Below are 22,410 nucleotides of genomic sequence, written 5' to 3'. Positions count from 1 at the left end.
GGTATTTATCGTTTATTTTAAACTAAATAACCCTTACCTTTGTGTCGATTTAAAGAAAAACATGATGCAAGGCAATACGACATACAGAAAAAAAGTTGTTCGATATAGCTATCTAAAATTAATTGGAAGTTCAGCGCTCGTCAGTATCGTTTGTTGTGTATTGGCATACAGCCTCAAACACAGCACAGCTTATGTACAGGAAGAATTGTTTGAAAGTGTATCTTCCTGGGATGCCAAACTTTTTATTGTTTTACCCAGCATAGGTATTACAGCGATTTACTTCTTACGGAAATACGCTTTTCAAAACAGAAAAAACAAAGGGATCAAAGAAATTTATACGACACTAGAAACAAGAAAAGACCATTTACCTTTTTTTAAGATTCCTTCACATTATATCAATGGTTTTCTAACGGTAGTTTTTGGTGGGTCAACCGGTGTTGAAGTTTCTACAGTTGTTGCATCAGCCACGGTGGGTAACCAAGCGTATAAGCGATTACATCCAGCTTGGGCTTACAAAACCGAGTTGATCTGCGCTGGCGTAATCGCTGGAGTCACCCTGTTGTTTGGAAGTGCATTGGGTGGTTTTCTTTTTGCTTTTGAGGTAATTGCACGCAGATATAACAAGACCTTGCTCATTAGCGGACTAACTTCAATGGCCCTGGCTTCCGTATTTGTCTATTATCTTGACGCAAGTCCTTTGTTTACATTTGAGGTAAAAGCATGGCGATGGCAAGCGATCCCTTTTGTCGCTATTTTGGGATTGATTGGCGGGATTTTAGCATTATATTTTACTAAAACGGTAATTTATGCGAAGTCCTATTTTGCAGGCATAAAAAGTAATTTTATCCGTGTCAACTTGGGTGCAATCACCGTTGGAACATTTATCTTTTTCTTACCGGTACTCTATGGCGACAGCTATCATGGTCTTGGAGAGGTTCTAAAAAGCAGTCTGCATGATTCTGTCAATTTACTTTACTTTCTTCCGTTGATCCTGCTTGTTCTCTTAAAACCTTTTGTGGCTTCTCTGACGCTAGGTGCTGGTGGTGACGGCGGCGTTTTTGCCCCCAGTATTGTTACAGGTGCATTGTTAGGCGTTTTGTTTGCACAGCTTTGCAACCATTATCTAGGCACACAATTGGTGGTTATTAATTTTGCCCTTTTTGGTGCTGCAGCAATGCTTTCTGCGGCTATACATGCACCTTTCACGGCGATCTTTATTATTGCAAGCCTTGTTCCTTCCGGATATTTATTACTAGCCCCCCTACTCATCAGCAGTTTTATTGCGAAAACGCTAGCTAAAAAACTATATCCTTATAACGTATACACCTATAAGGAAGTGGCGACGGCCAGGTAATCAAAAGAAATTAAATACGAAAGCGGCTCAAACATCAATCTGAGCCGCTTTTTCTTGCCATTAGTCTTCTCTGCTCCCATCATCTGCCATGCGGACAATCTTGGGCGAAAATTTTGCCACGACATCAACAAGATCTTTTTGTGAAGCCATGACAGTGTGGATGTCTTTATAGGCCATCGGCGCTTCATCCATCCCTGCTCCAAGCAGCATAACACCTTGATCTTTAAGCATCGCATGAAGGTCATGGGAAGATAAGGTTTTAATCGCTTGTGTACGGCTCATCAGTCGACCTGCCCCATGAGATGCCGATTGTATAGCATTCGACTCCCCTTTTCCGCGAACCAAAAATCCTGGTGTCGCCATGGAGCCCGGAATAATCCCCATTACCCCTTTTGCAGCGGGCGTCGCACCCTTTCGGTGTACAATAACATCTTGACCATTCCAAGTTTCCTTCCATGCAAAATTGTGGTGATTTTCAACTTTCGCCAACAATTCAGCTCCTAAAGCCAACGTGATCTTGTCATGGATCACTTCGTGGCAGGCTGACGCATAATCGCCAGCGAGATTCATGGCCAGCCAATACTCCTGTCCCTCATGGCTATCCAGGTCCAAATAAGCCAGATTTTCCGCTTGATAAGGTAACTTACACACGGATTTGGCCAGCTTGGTATAATGTGCTGCTAGGGTAGCGCCCATTCCTCTTGAACCCGAATGTGTCAACAAACCCAAATAACTGCCGCTATCAATGTTTAAAACCTCATCTCTTTCCTCAAATTCGACTATACCAAATTCCACAAAATGATTCCCCCCACCGGAAGAGCCCAATTGGGTCCAGGCTTTATCCTTCAAGGAGGAAAGTAAACTATTCTCATTGAATAATTTGTTTTCCAGTACAGCATGATCTACGCGTTCATGTCTCAGGTATCCATTACCAGCCCCAAATTTACTGTTTCGTAGAATAATATCTTTCAGCGTCATTATATTGTGCTCCACAAATGAACCCGGTAGATCAAAGATGGACAAAGCCATGCGACAGCCAATATCGACACCAACACCATAAGGGATCACGGCATTATTTGTCGCCAGAACTCCTCCGATCGGCAATCCGTATCCTTGATGGGCGTCTGGCATCAATGCTCCGGCAACCGAAACTGGTAATTTCATGGCGATATTCATCTGTGCTTTCGCCCCTGTTTCAATTTCAGACGAACCGTAAATGGTATAATCCGCCGGCTTTTCGTTCAAGACAATTAATGACTTGTCAATTGCCTCTTGCCCAAGCAGAGCACTCGCTAAAATTCCGAAAACAGCATCATCAGAATAGCTGGTCGGATTTTCCAAAACAGCTTTAAACTTTTCAAGCATTTCTGCCCGCGTAAAACCGTGTCTTTTACTGTTGATCTTCAGCGCTACTCCCAAGCTATGATTTTCTTTATATCCCAAAGCAATTAAGTCATTGCCGTTTATTCTCTTATTTTCCATTTTCTTACTTTCTAATTTATAGAGTAGCTTTACAACTCCTCCAAAGCAGGTAACAACAGCTCTTTACGTTGCTACCTGCACCTCTTTCAATTTAATAATCTTTTATTTCACAAACAATTGTTTGAGTTGGTCAACAATCTGTCCATTTCCGGAAACCGAAATCGTATTGATCTTTTCTGCGATCTTTTCGACATATTCCATTTCCTTCAACTTAAACAACATACTGTTTTCTTCCATCAGTTTCGCCGTATTCAACAAACTCCGTGTCGAAGCGGTCTCTTCGCGACGCATGATGCTATTTGCCTGCGCCCTCTTCTCTGCAATCAACACCTGGTTCATGATGTCCCGCACATCCCCTGGTAAAATAACATCTTTAACACCGCAGGTCAACAGTGTTAGTCCCATGCTCGCAACCTGTTGTAATGTATTTTCTAAGATATAGCCTTGTATTTCAGTCTTCCGCTCCATCAGCTCGTCTAACGTCATCTGCCCGATATAGGACCGTAGGGTCAACTGCATCAACGAATACAATTGCTTCTCGTGGTCTTTATTATTCAATAGTGCTTTGACAATATCCACAATCTGATATTGCAGCGTGAAATTGATTCTGATCTGTGCTTTATCTTTAGACAAGATCTCCTGTCCTACCACCTCCAAGGTCAAAACCCGCATATCAGCTTTTGAAATCGCTATGGTTTTTGCATTCTTCCACCAATAATACGTTCCCGACTTCAAGATATCCACAAACACACCGTCTACAAAAAGCAGGGCTTTCTCATTTGGTTCAATTTTATACTGACGTACATAATAGCTCAAACTCTGTTTCTCCAACAACTGACGATTTAAAGATGCCGGAACCTCAATCTCCGCAATGTCTTCCAGTTGAAATCTGCGTTCACGCAATTCCTTCCAAAAAACATGTCTGCCGGAGGCTAACGTCTTTTCGAAATTATTATTCAAAAAAACAAGACAAATCTCCGTATCGCCCACCTCAACGATGTCGACCAATTCACTAAAACCTGCCAACTGCAAAAGCACATCGATATTACGATCGGAAGGAAATGGATGAGTAGTTGTATATTTCTCCAGTTTTTCACCAAATCCCAACCAATAGTTACCGGATTTTAAAACACGGACCACCATATTGTTTTTAATAACCAATCCGATTTCTGCTGTAGTTATCTGTACTCTTTTCATTTGTATATTCTCTTAAATTTTCATTATTGCTATTATAAAACCTGCTATTTTTTATCCCTTGACCTCAAGCGGGATTCAAAAGCCCAAGTACCCGCTTTTAAAATCAAAAGTCGGTGAACAAATACCCCATCTTATTGGTCACGACTTTTTAGTATAAATTCAAATACCACATCTTAGGAATCTCAGGCCATCAATCAATTGCATAAGTCGCATGAAAACAGCGCATAAGCAGGATAAAAAGATAGCAAGCTTCTACCAAATGACCTTTTTAAAGAAGGTCTTAACTTTGAATGTCCGAATGGACAGTTCGGTGCAATACCCTTATGCTATTCCATCCGAAAATGGAAGTGGGATTCGAACCCACACGATTGAGCTGTTGTTCTACCCAGACTGAACTATCCTGATTGCTCAGGAGTAGGAATCGAACCTACGACCCACAACTATCTGCTCTGCTCTACCCTTGAGCTACCTTTTTACGGGAGAGGACTCGAACCTCTAACACGAGCACTTTCCTTTCAACTTCTCGTTTTATCAGTATATTGATTCTCATAGAGAACAATACTAACCTGCTATACTGAAACAGGTGACCAGGATGCCACTGAAGAAGAAAGGCTTCTTTAATACTTCATCAAGAAGTATATATCTTAAAGCTATTCGCTATAATTTCATCAAAGAACGTTTGTCATTGTTGACATTACAAATATCGTTGGGTTAATGCGCAGGGAATTTGCGTAGAAAAAAAAAGAAGTAAAAAAAATATAGAGAAAACATAAAATGCTGTTATACAGCAATTAAAAATAAATAATTAGCATCAGAAAGAAACAAGGGACTCTTAACTACGCAGATGTATTGCGTTTATACGCCACACGATCGGCACACAGAGCTTTGCTTTATTTCAACAAGAATGGGAAATAGGATTTTTTGGTAAATATGCTGTAGAAATATAGCGGTAATCCGTGATCGTGTTATGGGATTTATATCCTAATTTTACACCCAAATAAAAGACGATATCAAAAGATGAAAAGTTTGTATGCAACAATACTGCTGTTTTACATGCTAGCGAGCTGTATAAATCCAACGAAAAACCATAAAAGCACTGCAGTGGAACATCCTGCAAAGCAGGTTTTAATCAACGACGGCACAGGCACAGCGAAGCAAAACACGACAATTGCTCAGCATCAGCAAGCGGAAGATTGGTTAAAAGAGATTTTTAAATGTAAAAGTTCTGCATCCGGCAAATATTGTTACTATCTGGACAAAGAAGATGCCTTATGTACCAAACGCTTTCAGGCGTTCTTAAAAGATGCCAATGAAATTTACGGGCCATCTAACCTCACAGATGAAGAACTGCCCAAAGCTGAAGCAGCTTACAAAGCTAAATGGGAAAAAATCTATCACTTATATACAGCGGAAACCTGGTTATTTGGAAGAGGTAATGACGACGCATTGGATATCAAGGATGTTAAAATCGACAAAATAACGGCGAGCAAGTTTATCGTATTTATTGATTACGGCGATAATATCCGAACCAAAAACGAGGTTCAATTGGTCCATGAGCAAGGTTCTTATAAAATAGACTACTGCAAGACGACTTTCCTACATTAACCGTAATCCCTCCTAAAAAATGAGCATGCCAATTCCCCAGACGATAAATTGGCATGTCAAATGTTCTTATTATGTGCTATTTTAATCAAGCTTGTGAACTATTGTTCCATTTGACGAGATTTCCCTGATGAATAAGCCCATGGACGGTCGAGATCCGAGAAACTGCTTCTGCTGAACAACTCGCGTCGACAAAAAGAAGGCTAGCATCATCTCCTACTTTCGGCCATACCGAATTCCCGTGGTCATCAAGCGGGATTTTGCCATTGGTCGCATAACAAAGGCAACGAGATAGCTCGAATTCAGTTTCATAACCATATAATTGCGCGGCTAGATTGGCTTTCTGAAGCATATTACCACTACCAAAAGTACCCCAATGATCCTGAACATTGTCGTTCCCCACAAAAACTTCCACTCCCGCCTTTTTCAGTTCCCGAAATGGCATCAACATATTGCGGAAAGGAACCGAACTGCATATACCGACTTTCGCTTCTGCCAGTCGTTCGGCTATGTGTTCTAAGTCTTTTTTCGGCAGGTAGCCTAAGGCGAAAGCATGACTGATAAATGTGCGTCCCTGTAATGCGGGGTTTTCCAATGCTTTATCAATCAAATATTCCATAGTTTTAACACCTGATTCTCCACCTTCATGCAAGTGGATATCGATTCCCTTGTTATTGTCCAATGCAAGTCGAACCGTCAAGTCCATCGGTTTCTCGATACTGCCGTCAATACTAAAGGGATCCAAACCACCGATAAAATCCACCTGTTCCCATTTTGCAACTTCCTCCATTAACTTCGCGGATTCTGTATAGAATAGACCGTGTTGGGGGAATGCGACCAGTTCTGCAGCAAAGGAATACTTTAAATGTTCCAGTGCCTGTAACAGATGTTCCAATGACTTCGTCCCCGATGTTGGGTCTACATTAAAATGTGCGCGCGCAAAATTTGTTCCGTAGCCCTGCAATAGCGCAATCAATTTTTCGGCCCGTTCGACAGAGGTTTTCAACAATTCAGGAATAATCACCTGTTCCTTGGCAATCATATCTTTTACAGTCCTGTTTTTTGGAAATACCGCCTTCCAGGGCAGGCCGTATAAAGTTTTATCCAAATGAATGTGCATGTCACGGAATGGCGGTAAGGCCAATTTACCTTTCATGTCGAAGCCTTTTCCGTCAATCCCCGATTGCGCTGGCTCTATATTTTTTATTTTATTTGCCTCGATTTGAATATCAAATAATGCCGTTTTCGTAGCAACAATTTCTTCCTTCTCATAAAGAAAGCCTGTTTCTAGCAATACGTTCCTCAACAAATAAGTATCTTGATTTTGATTGATTTCATTCATGCTTAAATCATTTTCACCAAAGCTAAGTGATTTGGGACAATGATCCTTGTATGAATTATCACAGCTTGTGTAGAAATTATGGCTGCGCTTTAAACTGACTTGGTGTCATATTTGTATGGCATTTAAAAAACTTGCTGAAGCTTGCATTATCGTAAAATCCCAGATCAAAGACAATAGCTTTGATCGTTTTATCCGAAATTTTAAGCAAGCGCTTTGCTTCCAATAACACGCGTTCCTGAATCAAAAATGAAGCTGACTTGTGTAACACCCGATTACTTAACACATTCAGATAGTTTGCGGATATATTTAGCTTCTCGGCATAAAAAGCAACGGATTTTTCACTTTTATACCATTCATCGATAAGCTGAACAAATTTTGCCACAATCGGATTATCCTGATGTTGTTCATAATCATGATAATTATCCTGAACGATCTTGCTAATCAGAAGGGCAATTACTTTAACCCGCGCGTAAATCAATTCCCATAGGATATGGTCGTCCGCTAGATCAGCTGCAATTGCTTTAAATTCTGCCAATAGCGACTGAAAGTGGATCGCTGAAAGATCAATGACCAAATGCTTTAGATAATAAGAAATAGGAAATCGTAATGCAGGTAATAAGCTTTCGAACCAACGTCTGCTGATCATGAGCTGCAATGCATGGGTCGAGTCGTCCATCTTCCACTGATGTACCTGACCTGGAAAAACGAGATGTAATTGATTACATCCAAGCGTAAAGTGATCGAAGTCTATGGTATGCGTACCTACGGACTCTTCAAATAATAAGAGAATAAAAAAATCATGTTTATGCGGTTCATTAATTTCCCGGGGACCAATAAGTTCGTGAAAAAGCAGGTCACAATCCGCAATAATCCCTTCCTGGAATTTTTGCAGATCTAGTATTGGAAAATGGTCGTTGGGTTGATACATAAACGGTATTCCAAAGATAGTATCTAAATATTAAAACAAAAAACAAAAGCTAGTGAGAGCTAGTAACAATACTAAAAATTACTTCCAACTTATGACCAGCTTCGTACTGTAAACACAGTGAGTCCACAGTAAGTCCACGTTGAGTCCACCTTTTTTATGTGCAACTACCATGGCTTCATCGTACAGACATACTGCTTACAGTCCGAAGTTGATTACTAATAGGCTATAATTCTTTCTAACGAAGCCCTTAAGCTTGCCCGCAATTATTGACAGAAATTGTTACGATTATCATTATTGATTAATATCAAAAAAACGTTACTTTGAAATAGTTTATAGGGTCTGATTTAGGTCGAATGCCTATGCCTCATTTCCAACTTAAGATCGAAACATGCAAATTGAAATAGGGAGTATATTTTACGAAATAGTACTTTGGAATAAAGATTACATCAAGATTCTAGGTAGTTCATCACCCTATCGTGTATACGCTCCGGCGCATTGCGATGTTGCTTTCCTCAAAGAGTACATTAAGCTAAATCCTCCAGAAAATAAATCGGAAGATTCATCCTATTCCTATCTGGAAGATCCCTACTACCTATTTGGAAAACCTTATTTGGTCAAGATTTATCCGTACGCAATGCTACCAACTGTTGAATTGACAGCAACGAGCATATGTGTATATCAAAAGAAGAACACAAATACCTTGAACTTACTGTACAAATGGTGCCAGGAATTACTCTACCATGAAGTCGTCAAGCAAATTGCTTACTGGGAGGAGCAATTGGATATATATGATGTGGCAACAGTGACCATCCGTAAACTACCCAAAAGTGATTTTAGAATCGTTGAAGGTGGATTTCAATTTTCAAATCGACTCATTGATTTTAAAAAAGAACACATCAATCTAATTATTCTAAAGGCTTTCTGTAAATTTGCGGATAAGACCCGAAAGGAAACAGAAGCAATTTTCAATCTATATATCCCAAACTGGAGAGATCTTTATTAGCACACTATAATAAAATGGCAGAAATTAGCATCAGAATAGCGATAGAAAAAGATAGTTTAATCATACCGTTCACCGATCAAGAGCTCCTACCATTCGTCGACAAACATCAGAAAGAAATCAATGATTACGTTATCGATCAATTGGAAGATAAAGATGGCGGCCCGCATTTAAGTGACTTTAGCGTCAGCAGGCTAACTTTTTTTGCTGATCAGACAGGCGGCTCTTTTAGACTTCATTTTAAAATTGACCGTCAATTTTGCTGCAGTGATCTTTTATCTTGTCAAACGGATTATATAGACTTTAAATTCAATAAATCGAACAATACAATCACATTAACAGGAGGTTATATATCTTGGACAACTCAATAAAAGAGAGGCGAATACCCGAGCGTTATCAAGTTAATACAAGTTCATTTTCTTTCTATTGGTCGAGAGGTCTTGGCGTGGAATTGCTTCGCAAATTGCCGACTAAACCTTCGATCGCTGCTGCCGATCAATTTGTACCTTTACTCGATCAATTTGACAATAGCTGCGACCAGCTTGTCGAACAGCTCCACCTAAAAATTGGTTTCCCTCAAGGTCAACAACTGCTTAAAGATGCACTTGCAGGAAAGCCTATTGATGCAGCATACGAACCCATATTGCAGAATTTTCTACAGACATTGGATCTCAGTCCCTCTTGGTTAGATTGGGATAAAATAGAGCAAGGCATTGGCGTCAGCCAACGTTCGGGCTTATCAGGACTTGTCGTATTACGGGACTATGTCCTCATGGGGGGCTATGAATCCAGTGCCATCAATAAACCCCTAATTTTTACAGGTGCGTTAAAAAAAGGTGCTGTCAAAAGGCTCACCGAAACGGTCACCTTTTGGGTTGACGTCACAGGTAACAATGCACTGAAAAAGGGTAATATCGGCATTGAGGCCATCCTACTTACCCGATGTATCCATTCGTATGCTCGGTTAAATATTCTAAAGCACGGTCAGTGGCAAACAGAAAAATGGGGCATCCCTTTAAACACTTGGGATATGCTTGCGACCAACCTCGGATTCTCTCTTGTTTATCTAACAGGGCTAAAACGCATGAAATTCAATATATTGAAAAGCGAGGTTGATGGTTTATTCCATGTTTGGAAATTTATCGGGACATTGCTGGGCATTCCCACGCAATTGCTACCCGACACCGAGGAGCAAGCTATTGAAGCGTTGTATTATTGGACGATGACCCAACAATCAGGAGATCAGGATAGTTTAGCCTTAGCAAAAGCGCTCATGGAAGAGCCCATTAAAGCAGCCTACCCCACAAACAAATGGGGACGAAAGCTTATGCGTGAAATTCATCTCTACTACAATCATTATCTATTGGGAGACTATTCGTGTTCATTACTTGGTTTAAGGAAAACGGTACTCGGTAAAATCGCTTATGTGAATATCTTAAAAAATAAAAAAGCAAATCATATGATCACCGACAGCCTATGGCGACAACAACAGATTGACAAAGGAAGAAAGATACACGAGGGTGTGAAACAAATCTATCTGAAATACAATTAACCAACATTGCGCTCGTAAGGCACCCGTGTCGCAATGGACCGTCCTAAGGTCAGTTCATCCACATATTCCAATTCACCACCAAAGGCTATACCGCGGGCAATGGTTGTAATTTTAACATCAAACTCACGCAATTTGCGATATAAATAAAAAATGGTGGTATCCCCTTCCATTGTTGCTGAAAGTGCCAGAATAACTTCTTCCACCTCACCTCTTTGAATTCGATTGAGTAATCCCTCAATTTTTAGATCCGCAGGACCAATACCGTCCATTGGCGAAATTAACCCACCCAATACATGATATACACCTTGATAGGAATTTGTATTTTCAATGGCCATCACATCACGTGTATCTTCCACAACACAAATCAAGCTTTTATCACGTTTAAAGGAGGCACATATCTCACATATACTGTGATCCGAAATATTGAAACATTCCTGGCAATACTGAATATCTTCTTTCAAGCGATCAATAGCGGCTGTAAAACGGGCTACATCCGCATCGGATTGCTTCAGCAGATGCAAAACCAGTCGTAATGCTGTCTTTTGCCCTACGCCTGGTAGTTTTCCAAATTCAGCGACGGCATTCTCAAGAAGTTTAGAAGAAAAATTCATAATGCAAATGTAAGAATAATCAGAAAAAGTAGCTACTATTAAAAAAATAGCTATATTGTATTCCTTTTTGAAAAATTGGAATTTAGAATTAAATGTATAACGTTATATATGGACATTACAAAAGAAGATAAAATTATCCGCGCATTTGAAAACAAAACATGGCAGGAAATTAAAGTTAAGGACTCATGGCAGATTTTTAAAGTGATGTCAGAGTTTGTGGACGGATTTGAGAAATTGGCAAAAATTGGTCCCTGTGTATCGATATTTGGATCAGCACGTACGCCACGTGAACACAAATATTATCAAATGGCGGTCGATATTGCCAGTTTATTGACAGAACGCGGTTATGGTATTATCTCGGGCGGTGGACCTGGAATTATGGAAGCAGCCAATAAAGGTGCTTATGAATCCGGAGGAAAGTCTGTTGGTCTAAATATCGAATTACCATTTGAGCAGTTTCACAACAAATATATTGATCGCGACAAACTACTTGAATTCAAGTACTTTTTCGTCAGAAAAGTGATGTTCATGAAGTATTCTCAGGGTTATATTGTTATGCCAGGAGGCTTTGGAACCATGGATGAGCTTTTTGAAGCAATCACATTGATTCAAACCGGCAAAATTGCACGTTTTCCGATCGTGTTGGTTGGCTCTGAATATTGGAAAGGGTTGATGGACTGGGTTCAGAATACAATGATTCCTAACAAATATATCAGCGAAGAAGATTTGAAACTATACCGTATTGTCGATACTGCCGAAGAGGCTGCGGATCATATTTTCCGATTCTACGACAAATACTTGTTGAAACCAAACTTCTAAGAAGTACCCGTAAAAAAAGAGTACCTGAATCAACAGATACTCTTTTTTTTTGCCTATTTGCCCTCCCCTTGGTCTTTGTAAAATAGGTATTTAGCTGTTCAAAACCAGCTTTTACAGATTAAAGTTGCATTATTGCTAATTTAGTCCCTACATTTATAGCGCGATTCGCATTACACGTCGTTAACCGTAGAAAAACAAATTATTGTCTTGCATGAAAGATTTTGGAGGCCATTCAGATGAAGAGTTGATTGTATTGGTTCAACAAGACGATAGCTTAGCTTTCGAAGCTTTGTATGATCGCTATTGGAAAAAGCTTTATTACCAGGCTGCGCGCAAAACAAATTCGCTGGAAGACGCGCAAGAAATCGTACAAAACATCTTTACTTCGCTTTGGCTGAGACGCCATCAACTCCAAATTGAAAGCAATCTCGCCTCCTACCTCGCTGTGGCCGTTAAATACAAAGTCTTTAAATATCTGGCGCAACAATACAAGCAGGAAGCTTTTAAACACGATACGGAATGGGCCGATTTCGATAACTCGACGGAAGATTGGCTTCAGTTTGAAGAACTTCGAGTTCGGCTGGATCAGCTTGTTTCGGAACTGCCCGAAAAATGCCAGCTTGTTTTCAAATTATCCCGCGAAGAAGGACTCACTTATAAACAGATCGCTGAGCACATGAACATCTCTGTGAAAACGGTCGAAACCCAATTAAGCCGTGCCTTAAAAAAAATACGCGCTGGTATTCAGCGCTTTCTGATTACTTTGTGATTTTTTTTCTCTTCTTGTCAGGGTATCAACCCAATCTAGGGACTCTATATATAAATAACCCCTAAATATGGTTGATCATAATCAATTCCGGATAAAGCAATTGGCTTACAAATGGCTTCAAGGCACATGTACCCCTGAAGAGGAAGCCGAATTGCAAGAGTGGTATGAAACAAGTAATGGCGAACCTCTCCCTATTCCTGAGGGGCTGGCAACCGATGAACAACAACTCAAAGAGCTGTTATTTTCCAATATAAAGCAGGAAATCCAAGCGTCAAAAATCAGGCGAATTCCGCAACGGGTGAAGTTGGGTGGAATAGCTGCTGCTTTGGCACTGTTGTTTATATTACCCCTTTACCTTGTTAAAAGAACATCTGGAGATAGCCAGCGGGTAGCCGTGAAGATGCAACAACAGGTTCACCCGGGCATTAAGGCGGCCGTATTAACTTTAGCCGATGGAACCAAAATTGATCTTTCTGCCCAGCAACAGCGCGTTCTCCATCAGGATGAACAGGTGAAAGTAATTACGACTGCTTCCGGAACCGTGCAATATCAATTTACAGCCAGTAGGAAAACTGCTACAAGCCGTACCAATACCATTGAAACCCCGATTGGAACAGAGTATACGATCATTTTGGCCGATGGCAGTAAGGTGTGGCTAAATGCTGGATCCGTGCTGACGTTTCCTGAATCTTTTGCGTCGAATAGCCGGGAAGTAAAATTATCTGGGGAGGGCTATTTTGAGGTCAGCCACGATAGCAAGCGCCCCTTCTATGTGCGATCCAATGAACAGACCATTCGTGTATTCGGAACCCATTTTAATGTACGCTCTTATCCAAATGAAAACAATAAAACCACACTTATAGCCGGTTCAGTACAAGTCTCGCAATTCGGTAAGTCAAAAATGCTGAAACCTGGTCAAGCAGCATTTACCACTGGCGGGAATCTTATCGTAGCAGAAGCCAATATCGAAGAAGCAATGGCCTGGAAAAATGGTTTTTTCTATTTCGAATCGACACCCATTAAAGATGCGCTTGCCGCCATAAAACGCTGGTATAATGTGGATATCGTGTATAAAGGAACAAATGAAAAGCGTGAACTGACAGGTAAGATAAAACGCAATTCAACTGCCCAGCAACTGGTTGAGACACTCAACTTTCTGGATATAAAATGCCGATTGGAAAACAATAAAATTGAAGTTGAACTCTAAATTATCTAACATAAAACAAACTTAACCAACTAATTATGCACAAACTTAAAACCATCCAAGGGGCTGGTAAAAAGGCAAAACTATTTGCTGCTTTACTTGCTATCCAATGCGTTTCCCATGCAAATAATTTGGCGATGGCGAATGTAAACCAATCTAAAATCAAGTTACAAGACAAGGAATACACTTTGGCAAAGTTTGCTAAAGAAATCGAGCGTCAGAGTTCTTATGTGTTTCTGTACGATAACTCACAGATTAATGATAACCAAAAAATCCGCATAAACCATAAAGATGGTTCTATTGTTGAAATTCTGGATGACAACCTGAAAGAACTGTCGTATTCATACAAAATTGTCAATAACACCATTGTCCTAAAAAGGAAAATAGATGACATACCTTTAAGAAACACGATCAATATACAACAGCTTGTCAAAGGGCGCGTTACCGATGGCGACGGTAAAGCATTAACAGGGGTCACCATCCGCAATACAACAACAGGTAAACAAACGGAAACAGACAGTAAAGGTGAGTTTTCTATTGAAGCGACTACTACCCATCAACTCAGCTTTAGTTCAATAGGTTATGAGACTATCAGTAGTACGGTAGGTTCCAATAGTTACCTCAATATACAGCTAAAAACTGCCAACAACCAACTGGAACAGATCGTTGTGGTCGGTTTTGGAACACAGAAGAAAAAAGACATCACGGGAGCCATTGCAACCATGAGTACAAAAGATATTGAAGATCGCCCTGTGACCCAATTAGCGAGTGCTATGGAGGGCAAAATGGCGGGGGTGGAAATTGTAAAATCTTCCGGACAACCTCAAGCTGGCTTCTCTATTCGCGTTCGCGGAACTTCAACAATTACTGCAGGTAGCAATCCATTATACATTGTAGATGGTGTTCCTACTGAAAACATATCGGAGCTCAATCCATCCGATATTCAAAGCATTTCTGTATTAAAGGATGCTGCTTCAGCCGCTGTCTATGGATCTTCTGGCGCAAATGGCGTTGTATTGATTACAACCAAAAGAGGAACAAACGGTAAGACACAGGTAAATTTCGAAACCTATCAAGGATTTTCAGGCATCAGAAAAAAGCCTAGTGTTCTAAATGCGGCACAATATAGAGAATTAATGACTGAGATGGGAGAAGCCTTGGATTGGTCGAAATATACCGCTGATACAAACTGGCCAGATCAGCTATTCCGCACCGGTCACAGCCAAAAATACCAGGCTTCAGTACGCGGTGGAGATGAAAAGACAGGGTTTTACATCTCGGGATCTTATCAAAAAGATAATGGTACGGTCATCACAAATACAGTAAACAAGGTCAATTTCAAGGTTAATTTGGATCATCAGATCAATAAAATCTTTAAGGTGGGGACCAGCTTATCGTACAACCGTTGGTACGACGTGGATATTACCGAGAACTCCCGAAATGGAGTCATCATGAATGCTTATCTGGGCTCTCCAGTAATCGGAATATATGGCGACAAAGGTGCTTTCACAGTAGATCCATTCTATACAGATCTTGACAACCCCGTTGCATTGGCAACAGGCAACGAGCACAGCTATATCAACAACAGATTTACAGGAAATGCCTTTGTGGAAGCCAATATCCTACCTGGATTAAAATTCAAATCGCTGTTTGGGTATGAGAAATTTAACAACCAGTACCGCAGTTTCGTAGATCCTTTTCGTACAACGGAAGGTCGAAAATATAAGGGTATGGCAACGCTCCAGCAGCAGGACAATCAGTATTGGATGTCCGAAAATACATTAAACTATAATAGAACCTTTAGTGACAAGCACCACTTTACAGGCTTATTAGGCTATATTACAACGAAAACACAAACAACAACCTCAAATATTGCTACGCAAAATTTTGCTAATCCAGCAATCCACACGGTCAATGGTGGTTCGATGATCACAGCGATGCCTACGGCAGTAGACGCCGCTGTATCCACTGTATCTGGCATCGCAAAAATTGGTTATGATTATAACGACAAGTACCTATTTACAGCAAATCTGCGGGCTGACGCATCATCTGTATTTGGCCCAAATAACCGCTGGGGCTACTTCCCTTCTTTCTCTGCCGGTTGGCGTTTATCCAATGAAGATTTCTTCAGTTCGCTGAAAAACACCGTAAACGATTTGAAAATCCGTGCGAGTTGGGGTAAAGTTGGAAATAGCCAAATTCCGGCCTTTTCCTATCTCGGTTTAGTCGACGTGACAGGATCATATAACATCGGCGACCAAGTTGTACCCGGTTATACGCCTGCTACCCTGGACAATCCCAATTTAAAATGGGAAACAACAAATCAGACCGATATTGGTGTGGATGCCAGTTTCTTTAATTCGAGATTGATATTTGGTGCAGATTATTATGCAAAAAGGACTGTAGGCCTACTTCTCAGCTCAAGGGTTCCGTACAGTTCGGGCTATAGAACTGCGCTGAAAAACTTAGGCGACCTACAAAATAGAGGTTTTGAATTCGAATTGAGTAGCCGAAATTTCGTTCACGATTTCAAATGGAATACAACTGTGACCTTTGGGCTCAATCGCAATAAAGTCCTGAATATTGATGGCGGAACCTATTATGACGGAAATATCGATGGTCGGGGTAATAGTACGATTGCAAAAGAAGGCGTTGCATTGGGGTCCTTCTGGGGCTATATCGCAAAAGGCGTCAATCCAGAGACCGGAGATATGATCTATCAGATGGCTGATCCGGAAGCAGGTCTTCAAACGAGTGATATGGCTATCATCGGGAATGCTACACCAAAATTCTCTTATGGCATGACCAATGATTTCAGCTATAAGAACTTCAACTTTTCCTTTTTCTTACAGGGGGTACAGGGAAATGATATCCTTAATGCGACGCGTATTTATACAGAAGGTATGTGGGAACCGAGAAACCAAAGTGTTGCCGTGTTAAACAGATGGACTGTTGATAACAACAACAGTACTATGCCACGTCCGGATCTAAACAATACAGATGACAACTACAATTCACAAATTTCCTCCCGTTTTGTAGAGAAAGGTTCTTACCTCAGGGTAAAATCGATGACCCTGGCCTACACGCTACCTAAACAAGTGCTTGAAAGATGGAAGCTCAATAAGGTCCGTTTTTATGTGACGGGCGAGAATCTGTTAACATTCACCAAATACTCAGGTTTGGATCCTGAGGTAAGCATGTATGGGGGAACTAATCAGCAAACCGTGAGCTCCAATATGGCGCCCGGTATCGATTTTGGTACTTCGCCGCAGGCACGCACCTTTATTGTTGGTTTAAACCTAACTTTTTAACCTTTTAGCTTACAAAAAATGAAATCAACTAGATATACTTCATTGGCCATAGCCTTATTGACATCGCTTACTCTAAATTCCTGCAAAAAGTTTTTAGATCTTCAGCCTACCTCCACGGTAACGAGCGAAAATGCCTATCTCACAGGAGACAATATTGAGAAAGCATTAAACGGAGCCTATAATTCTTTTATAGGCAATGGCACTCGTCCAGGGAGCAATGCCAATTATTATCAATGGGAAATGATTCTGCAAACAGATATTCGCTCTGATAATGCCCATGCTGCCGGTGGTGGCGAAATAGATTTTGCACAAATTGACTATAATAACATCACCAATACCAATGAAATGGTACGCAGGGACTGGGAAGAACTGTATGGAGCAATCTCAAAATGCAATATCGTTATTGACAACGTTGATAAGGTCACAGATCCTACTTTTTCGGATGAAAGACGCAAACAAATTCTTGGAGAAGCTTCATTTTTAAGGGCCTTCCATTATTATCAATTGGTCAAGCTTTATGGTGGTGTGCCCTTGGAAAAACACTCCAACAGTACAGATGCAGAAGTATTACGCATCAAGCGATCAACTGTAGCCGAGGTTTATGATTTTATCGATTCGGATCTGCAAGTTGCTGCAAACAATCTCCCTGATGGATTTGGGCAACCCTCCATCGACAAGGTTAGAGCTACTAAAGGTGCGGCAAATGCCTTACTGACCAAGATATGGGCACAACGCCCTGATCGAGATTACAATAAGGTATTGCAATACGCCGATGCAGTGATCGCTGGAAAAGGTGGTTACCAGCTCCTTCAAAACTATGCGGATCTTTTTGACGGCAAACACAACTATAATAGTGAATCTATCATTGAGATTCCCTACATCGCCGGCAGTCCCAATCTAAGCTGCTGGGGTGGCGCATTCTTTTTCCCGGATCTTGATGAAAATGGCAAAATCAACGAAAACGAATGGCGCCGATATGGAACACCATCGAAAGATCTTGTCGAAGCTTATGACAATGCTGGCGACACCGAACGAAAGAACGCCAACATTTGGTTCTATTCAGTTCCTTGGGCGGATGAATTTTGGAATCCCTGCGGAGATGCTGCGACAGAAATCCCATTTAACGTAAAGCAAAAACATGCCAACAGCTTCCAAAGTGGCGATCATTTTTACCTTTTACGACTTGCGGACATCATTCTGCTCAAAGCAGAAGCTCAAAACGCACTGGGAAATACTTCAGGGGCAATAAATACCCTTAATGTCATCCGTCATCGCGCAGGGCTCGCCGATTTATCCGGTATCAGCTCCAGTGCCCTAAAGGCCATCATTCTCAACGAGCGCCGATTAGAACTAGCTTTCGAAGGGCAACGGTGGGATGATTTAAACCGTTATGGTGTCACAGTAGATGTGATGAATAAATTAAATGAAATCAAATTTACATGCGATAACGGCAAGCAGAGTAGCCCTACGTTGATTAAGTATAATTTTAACCAAAATAGCCTGCTCCTTCCAATACCATTATTGGAACTGCAGGCAAACCCGAGCCTGACTCAAAATCCAGGCTATTAATTAGACCAAGCATAGGCTGTTCAAAGGAGTATCCTTGAACAGCCTTTTTTACCAATACACTTTATTATGACTCGTTTTAAATCACTTGATATTTTCCGTGGGTTTACACTCGCGGCTATGATTCTCGTCAATAATCCTGGCAACTATCATCATGTGTTTCCTCCACTTGAACATTCCATCTGGCATGGATGTACGTTTACAGATCTTATATTTCCATTTTTCCTATTTGCTGTCGGAAACGCTATGGCATTTTCTTTAAAAAACAGCGACCAGTTAGCCCCCACACTATATTGGAATAAAATTCTCAAGAGAACAATCATCCTTTTTCTACTTGGTCTATTTTTAAATATTTTCCCCTTTGCGGAATGGAATAGTCTTCACCAGCTCGAGTGGATTCCCTTTGCCAAGTACAGGTATTTTGGGGTGCTGCAGCGTATTGCAATCTGCTATTTCAGCACGGCAATGATACTATACTATTTTAGGGCTAAAGGTGCTGCAGTTATTAGTATCTTCCTTCTACTCCTCTATTGGCTAATTTGCTATTACGGTAATCCTGCAGATCCTTACAGTCTGGAAGGTTGGTTTGGAACGACACTGGATATCCGGGTCTTTGGTGCATCCCACCTCTATCACGGCGAAGGAACAGCATTTGATCCAGAGGATATCTGGAGCGTATTTCCGGCCATCAGTCAAACGATATTCGGGTATATCACAGGAAAATACATTATTCAAAAACTGACCGGCAAAAGGGAGCTAATGAACCTATTTGTCGTAGGCTTGGTCTTTATTTTAGTAGGCTATCTATGGTCATTTGCTTTTCCTATTAATAAGAAAATCTGGACCAGCAGTTACTGCGTATTCACAACGGGTATTGCCATCTCTTTTCTTGGTATATTAATCTATCTCATCGAATTTCAAAACATCAGAGGGATATTTTATACTGTCTTTGACGACTTCGGCAGGAATACACTATTTATCTATTGTCTTAGCGGACTAATCTCTACGATTTGTTCATTTATTCTCATTGGGGATAAACATCAAAACCTTTGGAACTTTAGCTATCATTTCCTGTTTGATGGTTGGCATAATCAACAATTATCCTCCGCCCTATTTGCATTGCTATTTGTCGCTTTGAATTGGTTGATCGCCTATTATTTACGAAAGAAAAATATCTATATCAAAATCTAGGTCAAGGTATCTTTGGGTTAAAATAAGTGAATCTGAATTAGGAATAAAAAAAAGGGCCTTTGGCCCTTTTTATATATAAAGATATGGATAAGATATACCGCAGCTACTTTTAGAAAACGCCCCATCTTTGTTTTACTAATTCCGCTATTACAGTACGCTGACACTAAAGTAACTTAAACTAACTATAGAGAGAAAAAACTTAGGGGGACAAAAGGGGGACAAATATTAATCAATTGAAAACCAATAAATTGAAACATACACTTCAAATAAAAAAAAACACTGATTTATTTTGAATAATCAAAATAAAAGGAATACTTCACCTAAAATTCTTGTTCGGAAATATAAAAAAAAGAAAACCTGAGGTTGGGAGCCCCAGGTTTTTAACTAACCAATTATTAACCTAAATTATGAAAAGTCTTTTTTAATATTCTACACAAAGAATATTTCAACTATTGGACCAAAATCGCGCGCGATTTGCGATTTCACATTTCTTTAACAGATTACTGAGATTGAAATGACTAAACGGAAAAAATTCCTAAAATATAAATTGAAAATATGCTGTTAATAGAAATTAAAAAGACTATTCGGGGCCAATTTCTCGTAAGAGAAAGTGGGCTCTGCCGCAACGTCAGGTAAAATCTTTGATTTTGTTAAGAAATGTACTTTAGCGGGATGTCTTTCTGCTGCCATTTTGACCAATTCCATCATGTAGTGATTGCTCTGATATTTTTTAACTTGTCCTTTTATATCTTCAAACTCGTTGTACTGGCCGTATTGATCTATATATCCCATTCCATAAAAAACGCCATTTTCAATGACAATGCAGCTTTTTTCATCGGAATTACGTCCTTTATCGATAAATACAAAGGATGGTTGCTGTTTGAGCCAATCCTCAATACAACGTTCCACCCGGGTATTGTGTAGGTCTCGATCGGGCAATTCGGTCTTCTTGATGGATTTCGTAGACAAACTGGCGTGCCCAAACTGACAAAATTGCGGATTAATAGCGTCATGCTGAATAAAGCTTTGCAGCAACTGAATAGCGTCATATTCACGCTGAAACAGCTGAATACATGCTTGTCCCCTTGTCGTCTTCCCTATAGCCAGATGGAGATAGCCATTTTGGTCCTCATAAGAAAATAAACCGAATTTAGGCTCATACCGTTTAAGTGCCCTATTATATTTTGGCCAGAACTTTTTAATTTCCGCACATTCCAATAACAATGACATCAGCTCAGTTCCGCAGCACTCATAACTTATATGATGAATTTCTTTTAAGAAATGTTGCCTTTGCGCTTGAATATTATTCCCTGTAAAATGGGACAATACTCTTTTTTTTATATTTACAGCCTTGCCAACATAAATTACTTTTCCAGCTTTGTCATGAAAATAATAGACCCCGGGCTCATTGGGCAATTGTTCATATTCCAAGGGATTTAAATGCGGTGGAAAACGTTGGTCTAGCGCTTTATGTTTAATCATATCCTGAAATACCTGTTCGGTATCTAGCACTTTCAAATAAGCAAAGAGAATGGCTGTTGCATCGGCGTCGCCACCCGCACGGTGTCTATTTTCAATTGGGATATCTAAATAATCACATAGACGTCCCAAACTATAGGACAATAATCCGGGCTTGATTTTTCGGGCATAGCGTACTGTACATAATTTTATTGCTGACCACTCGAAGCCCGATTCCTGAAGCTGAAACCGAATGAATGAATAATCAAAGTTTACATTATGCGCAACAAAAATACGGTCTTTGAGCATTCCATAAATGTGTTCGGCAACTTGATCAAATAATGGAGCATCTTTCACCATGTCATTGTCTATGCCCGTAAGCGCAAAAATTGAATTTGGAATTTCTTTCCCTGGATTAACCAAGGTCTCCCAACGTTCCAAAACCTGGTTACCATCATGAATAACAATGGCAACTTCGGTGATCCGGCTCGATTTTGCATGGCCACCTGTAGTCTCTATGTCCACAATGGCAAATTCTTGTCTTTTGCTTTGATTTACACTCATAACGCAAAGCAAACATACTAAAAATATTAGCTATTTAAAAGAGTCACTGCAATTTTACAAAACACAAAAGCGAATTATGCCATCTAACTGGTAAAACAGCTGTTTTTCTCAACTAATGTCATGTTATATATTGCTGGATTTTGTTTAATTTGTACTTTTCATTCATTAAATCATGCTCATGGAAGTAATACAAAAAAATGACGATAAACATGGTAGCTTTGAGGTTATCGATCAGGGAAAATCAGTTGCGCAAATGACTTATACCTGGGCTGGCCCCACAAAATTCATTATAGACCATACGGAAGTAAGTTCTGAATATGCAGGAAAAGGGCTAGGTAAACAGCTATTGATGGCGGCAGTGACTTATGCACGTCAAGAAAATTTAAAAATTATGCCTTTATGTCCTTTTGCAAAATCAGTTTTTGATAAGGATCCGACATTGGCCGATGTGCTTTTTTAA

The 22,410-nt window shown here is 40.2% G+C and carries 18 protein-coding genes and 1 tRNA gene; 12 read left to right on the top strand and 7 right to left on the bottom strand.

What is annotated here, in order from left to right; translation table 11 throughout:
- Window positions 1–61 precede the first annotated feature (61 nt).
- Window positions 62–1,354 carry a chloride channel protein gene (locus B3E92_RS08530; protein WP_236560203.1) on the top strand — a complete coding sequence of 431 codons (1,293 nt, stop codon included), beginning with the start codon at window positions 62–64 and terminating at the stop codon, window positions 1,352–1,354.
- 60 nt (window positions 1,355–1,414) lie between these two features.
- On the opposite strand, the gene B3E92_RS08525 is transcribed toward B3E92_RS08530, so the two are convergent.
- The 3 genes from B3E92_RS08525 to B3E92_RS08515 all read right to left on the bottom strand — a co-directional run bounded on the left by B3E92_RS08525 (window position 1,415) and on the right by B3E92_RS08515 (window position 4,503).
- The gene (locus tag B3E92_RS08525; protein WP_286751932.1) at window positions 1,415–2,836 is read right to left on the bottom strand and encodes an RtcB family protein; all 1,422 of its coding nucleotides are present in this window, start codon (window positions 2,834–2,836) and stop codon (window positions 1,415–1,417) included.
- Between the two features lie 102 nt (window positions 2,837–2,938).
- Window positions 2,939–4,033, bottom strand: coding sequence for a slipin family protein (locus B3E92_RS08520; RefSeq protein ID WP_286896239.1), 1,095 nt, complete (start codon window positions 4,031–4,033; stop codon window positions 2,939–2,941).
- 408 nt (window positions 4,034–4,441) lie between these two features.
- Window positions 4,442–4,503 (bottom strand) — tRNA-OTHER (locus tag B3E92_RS08515).
- 547 nt (window positions 4,504–5,050) lie between these two features.
- On the opposite strand from B3E92_RS08515, the gene B3E92_RS08510 reads away from it, so the two are divergent.
- Window positions 5,051–5,638: a hypothetical protein gene (locus B3E92_RS08510; protein WP_286896237.1), complete on the top strand. Its 588-nt coding sequence runs from the start codon at window positions 5,051–5,053 to the stop codon at window positions 5,636–5,638.
- An 85-nt stretch (window positions 5,639–5,723) separates the two neighbouring features.
- On the opposite strand, the gene B3E92_RS08505 is transcribed toward B3E92_RS08510, so the two are convergent.
- Window positions 5,724–6,977 (bottom strand): amidohydrolase, encoded by a 1,254-nt coding sequence (locus B3E92_RS08505; protein ID WP_286896236.1) that lies wholly within the window; start codon window positions 6,975–6,977, stop codon window positions 5,724–5,726.
- 76 nt (window positions 6,978–7,053) lie between these two features.
- Window positions 7,054–7,905, bottom strand: coding sequence for an AraC family transcriptional regulator (locus B3E92_RS08500; RefSeq protein WP_046673479.1), 852 nt, complete (start codon window positions 7,903–7,905; stop codon window positions 7,054–7,056).
- Between the two features lie 388 nt (window positions 7,906–8,293).
- On the opposite strand from B3E92_RS08500, the gene B3E92_RS08495 reads away from it, so the two are divergent.
- From B3E92_RS08495 to B3E92_RS08485, 3 genes are read left to right on the top strand one after another with little or no spacing between them, the layout of a single operon-like run.
- Window positions 8,294–8,908 (top strand): hypothetical protein, encoded by a 615-nt coding sequence (locus tag B3E92_RS08495; protein ID WP_286896233.1) that lies wholly within the window; start codon window positions 8,294–8,296, stop codon window positions 8,906–8,908.
- Window positions 8,909–8,922: 14 nt separating this feature from the next.
- On the top strand, window positions 8,923–9,276 hold the full coding sequence (locus B3E92_RS08490; protein ID WP_046673481.1) for a hypothetical protein: 354 nt from the start codon (window positions 8,923–8,925) through the stop codon (window positions 9,274–9,276).
- Window positions 9,261–10,457 carry an oxygenase MpaB family protein gene (locus tag B3E92_RS08485; RefSeq protein WP_286896230.1) on the top strand — a complete coding sequence of 399 codons (1,197 nt, stop codon included), beginning with the start codon at window positions 9,261–9,263 and terminating at the stop codon, window positions 10,455–10,457. Before B3E92_RS08490 ends, B3E92_RS08485 begins: the two co-directional genes overlap by 16 nt.
- On the opposite strand, the gene recR is transcribed toward B3E92_RS08485, so the two are convergent.
- Entirely contained in the window at window positions 10,454–11,068 is a 615-nt protein-coding gene (recR, locus tag B3E92_RS08480) for a recombination mediator RecR (protein WP_046673482.1), read from the bottom strand. The two genes, B3E92_RS08485 and recR, sit on opposite strands and share 4 nt — an antisense overlap.
- Before the next feature lie 114 nt (window positions 11,069–11,182).
- Here recR and B3E92_RS08475 point away from each other — a divergent pair, with 114 nt between their 5' ends.
- From B3E92_RS08475 to B3E92_RS08450, 6 genes are all read left to right on the top strand, one after another.
- A complete protein-coding gene (locus B3E92_RS08475) occupies window positions 11,183–11,887 on the top strand; it encodes a TIGR00730 family Rossman fold protein (RefSeq protein WP_046673602.1) in 705 nt (234 codons plus the stop codon).
- Between the two features lie 211 nt (window positions 11,888–12,098).
- Window positions 12,099–12,656 carry an RNA polymerase sigma-70 factor gene (locus tag B3E92_RS08470; protein ID WP_112374094.1) on the top strand — a complete coding sequence of 186 codons (558 nt, stop codon included), beginning with the start codon at window positions 12,099–12,101 and terminating at the stop codon, window positions 12,654–12,656.
- 67 nt (window positions 12,657–12,723) lie between these two features.
- Complete coding sequence (locus B3E92_RS08465; protein ID WP_286896226.1) at window positions 12,724–13,863, top strand: FecR family protein; 1,140 nt, start codon at window positions 12,724–12,726, stop codon at window positions 13,861–13,863.
- Between the two features lie 35 nt (window positions 13,864–13,898).
- Window positions 13,899–17,171 carry a TonB-dependent receptor gene (locus B3E92_RS08460; protein WP_286896224.1) on the top strand — a complete coding sequence of 1,091 codons (3,273 nt, stop codon included), beginning with the start codon at window positions 13,899–13,901 and terminating at the stop codon, window positions 17,169–17,171.
- An 18-nt stretch (window positions 17,172–17,189) separates the two neighbouring features.
- Window positions 17,190–18,740, top strand: coding sequence for a RagB/SusD family nutrient uptake outer membrane protein (locus B3E92_RS08455; RefSeq protein ID WP_070563972.1), 1,551 nt, complete (start codon window positions 17,190–17,192; stop codon window positions 18,738–18,740).
- Window positions 18,741–18,806: 66 nt separating this feature from the next.
- Window positions 18,807–19,928, top strand: coding sequence for an acyltransferase family protein (locus tag B3E92_RS08450; protein ID WP_286896221.1), 1,122 nt, complete (start codon window positions 18,807–18,809; stop codon window positions 19,926–19,928).
- Between the two features lie 561 nt (window positions 19,929–20,489).
- Here B3E92_RS08450 and B3E92_RS08445 read toward each other — a convergent pair.
- On the bottom strand, window positions 20,490–21,950 hold the full coding sequence (locus B3E92_RS08445; protein ID WP_286896219.1) for an exonuclease domain-containing protein: 1,461 nt from the start codon (window positions 21,948–21,950) through the stop codon (window positions 20,490–20,492).
- A 178-nt stretch (window positions 21,951–22,128) separates the two neighbouring features.
- Between B3E92_RS08445 and B3E92_RS08440 the strand changes: the two genes are divergently transcribed.
- Complete coding sequence (locus tag B3E92_RS08440) at window positions 22,129–22,410, top strand: GNAT family N-acetyltransferase (RefSeq protein WP_112374089.1); 282 nt, start codon at window positions 22,129–22,131, stop codon at window positions 22,408–22,410.

The sequence above is a fragment of the Sphingobacterium sp. UBA6317 genome, from assembly GCF_002440385.1.
Lineage (GTDB): Bacteria > Bacteroidota > Bacteroidia > Sphingobacteriales > Sphingobacteriaceae > Sphingobacterium > Sphingobacterium multivorum.
The sequence above is the reverse complement of the archived record's forward strand: the minus strand, read 5'-3'. Positions and strand labels throughout refer to the sequence as shown.

Bases quoted from the DNA above. Each gene is read 5' to 3' on its own strand.
- B3E92_RS08505 (WP_286896236.1), bottom strand. From the start codon at position 6,977: ATGAATGAAATCAATCAAAATCAAGATACTTATTTGTTGAGGAACGTA.
- B3E92_RS08525 (WP_286751932.1), bottom strand. From the start codon at position 2,836: ATGGAAAATAAGAGAATAAACGGCAATGACTTAATTGCTTTGGGATAT.
- B3E92_RS08490 (WP_046673481.1), top strand. From the start codon at position 8,923: ATGGCAGAAATTAGCATCAGAATAGCGATAGAAAAAGATAGTTTAATC.
- B3E92_RS08465 (WP_286896226.1), top strand. From the start codon at position 12,724: ATGGTTGATCATAATCAATTCCGGATAAAGCAATTGGCTTACAAATGG.
- B3E92_RS08470 (WP_112374094.1), top strand. From the start codon at position 12,099: ATGAAAGATTTTGGAGGCCATTCAGATGAAGAGTTGATTGTATTGGTT.
- B3E92_RS08530 (WP_236560203.1), top strand. From the start codon at position 62: ATGATGCAAGGCAATACGACATACAGAAAAAAAGTTGTTCGATATAGC.
- B3E92_RS08460 (WP_286896224.1), top strand. From the start codon at position 13,899: ATGCACAAACTTAAAACCATCCAAGGGGCTGGTAAAAAGGCAAAACTA.
- B3E92_RS08440 (WP_112374089.1), top strand. From the start codon at position 22,129: ATGGAAGTAATACAAAAAAATGACGATAAACATGGTAGCTTTGAGGTT.
- B3E92_RS08450 (WP_286896221.1), top strand. From the start codon at position 18,807: ATGACTCGTTTTAAATCACTTGATATTTTCCGTGGGTTTACACTCGCG.
- B3E92_RS08455 (WP_070563972.1), top strand. From the start codon at position 17,190: ATGAAATCAACTAGATATACTTCATTGGCCATAGCCTTATTGACATCG.
- B3E92_RS08495 (WP_286896233.1), top strand. From the start codon at position 8,294: ATGCAAATTGAAATAGGGAGTATATTTTACGAAATAGTACTTTGGAAT.
- B3E92_RS08445 (WP_286896219.1), bottom strand. From the start codon at position 21,950: ATGAGTGTAAATCAAAGCAAAAGACAAGAATTTGCCATTGTGGACATA.
- B3E92_RS08520 (WP_286896239.1), bottom strand. From the start codon at position 4,033: ATGAAAAGAGTACAGATAACTACAGCAGAAATCGGATTGGTTATTAAA.
- B3E92_RS08500 (WP_046673479.1), bottom strand. From the start codon at position 7,905: ATGTATCAACCCAACGACCATTTTCCAATACTAGATCTGCAAAAATTC.
- B3E92_RS08510 (WP_286896237.1), top strand. From the start codon at position 5,051: ATGAAAAGTTTGTATGCAACAATACTGCTGTTTTACATGCTAGCGAGC.
- recR (WP_046673482.1), bottom strand. From the start codon at position 11,068: ATGAATTTTTCTTCTAAACTTCTTGAGAATGCCGTCGCTGAATTTGGA.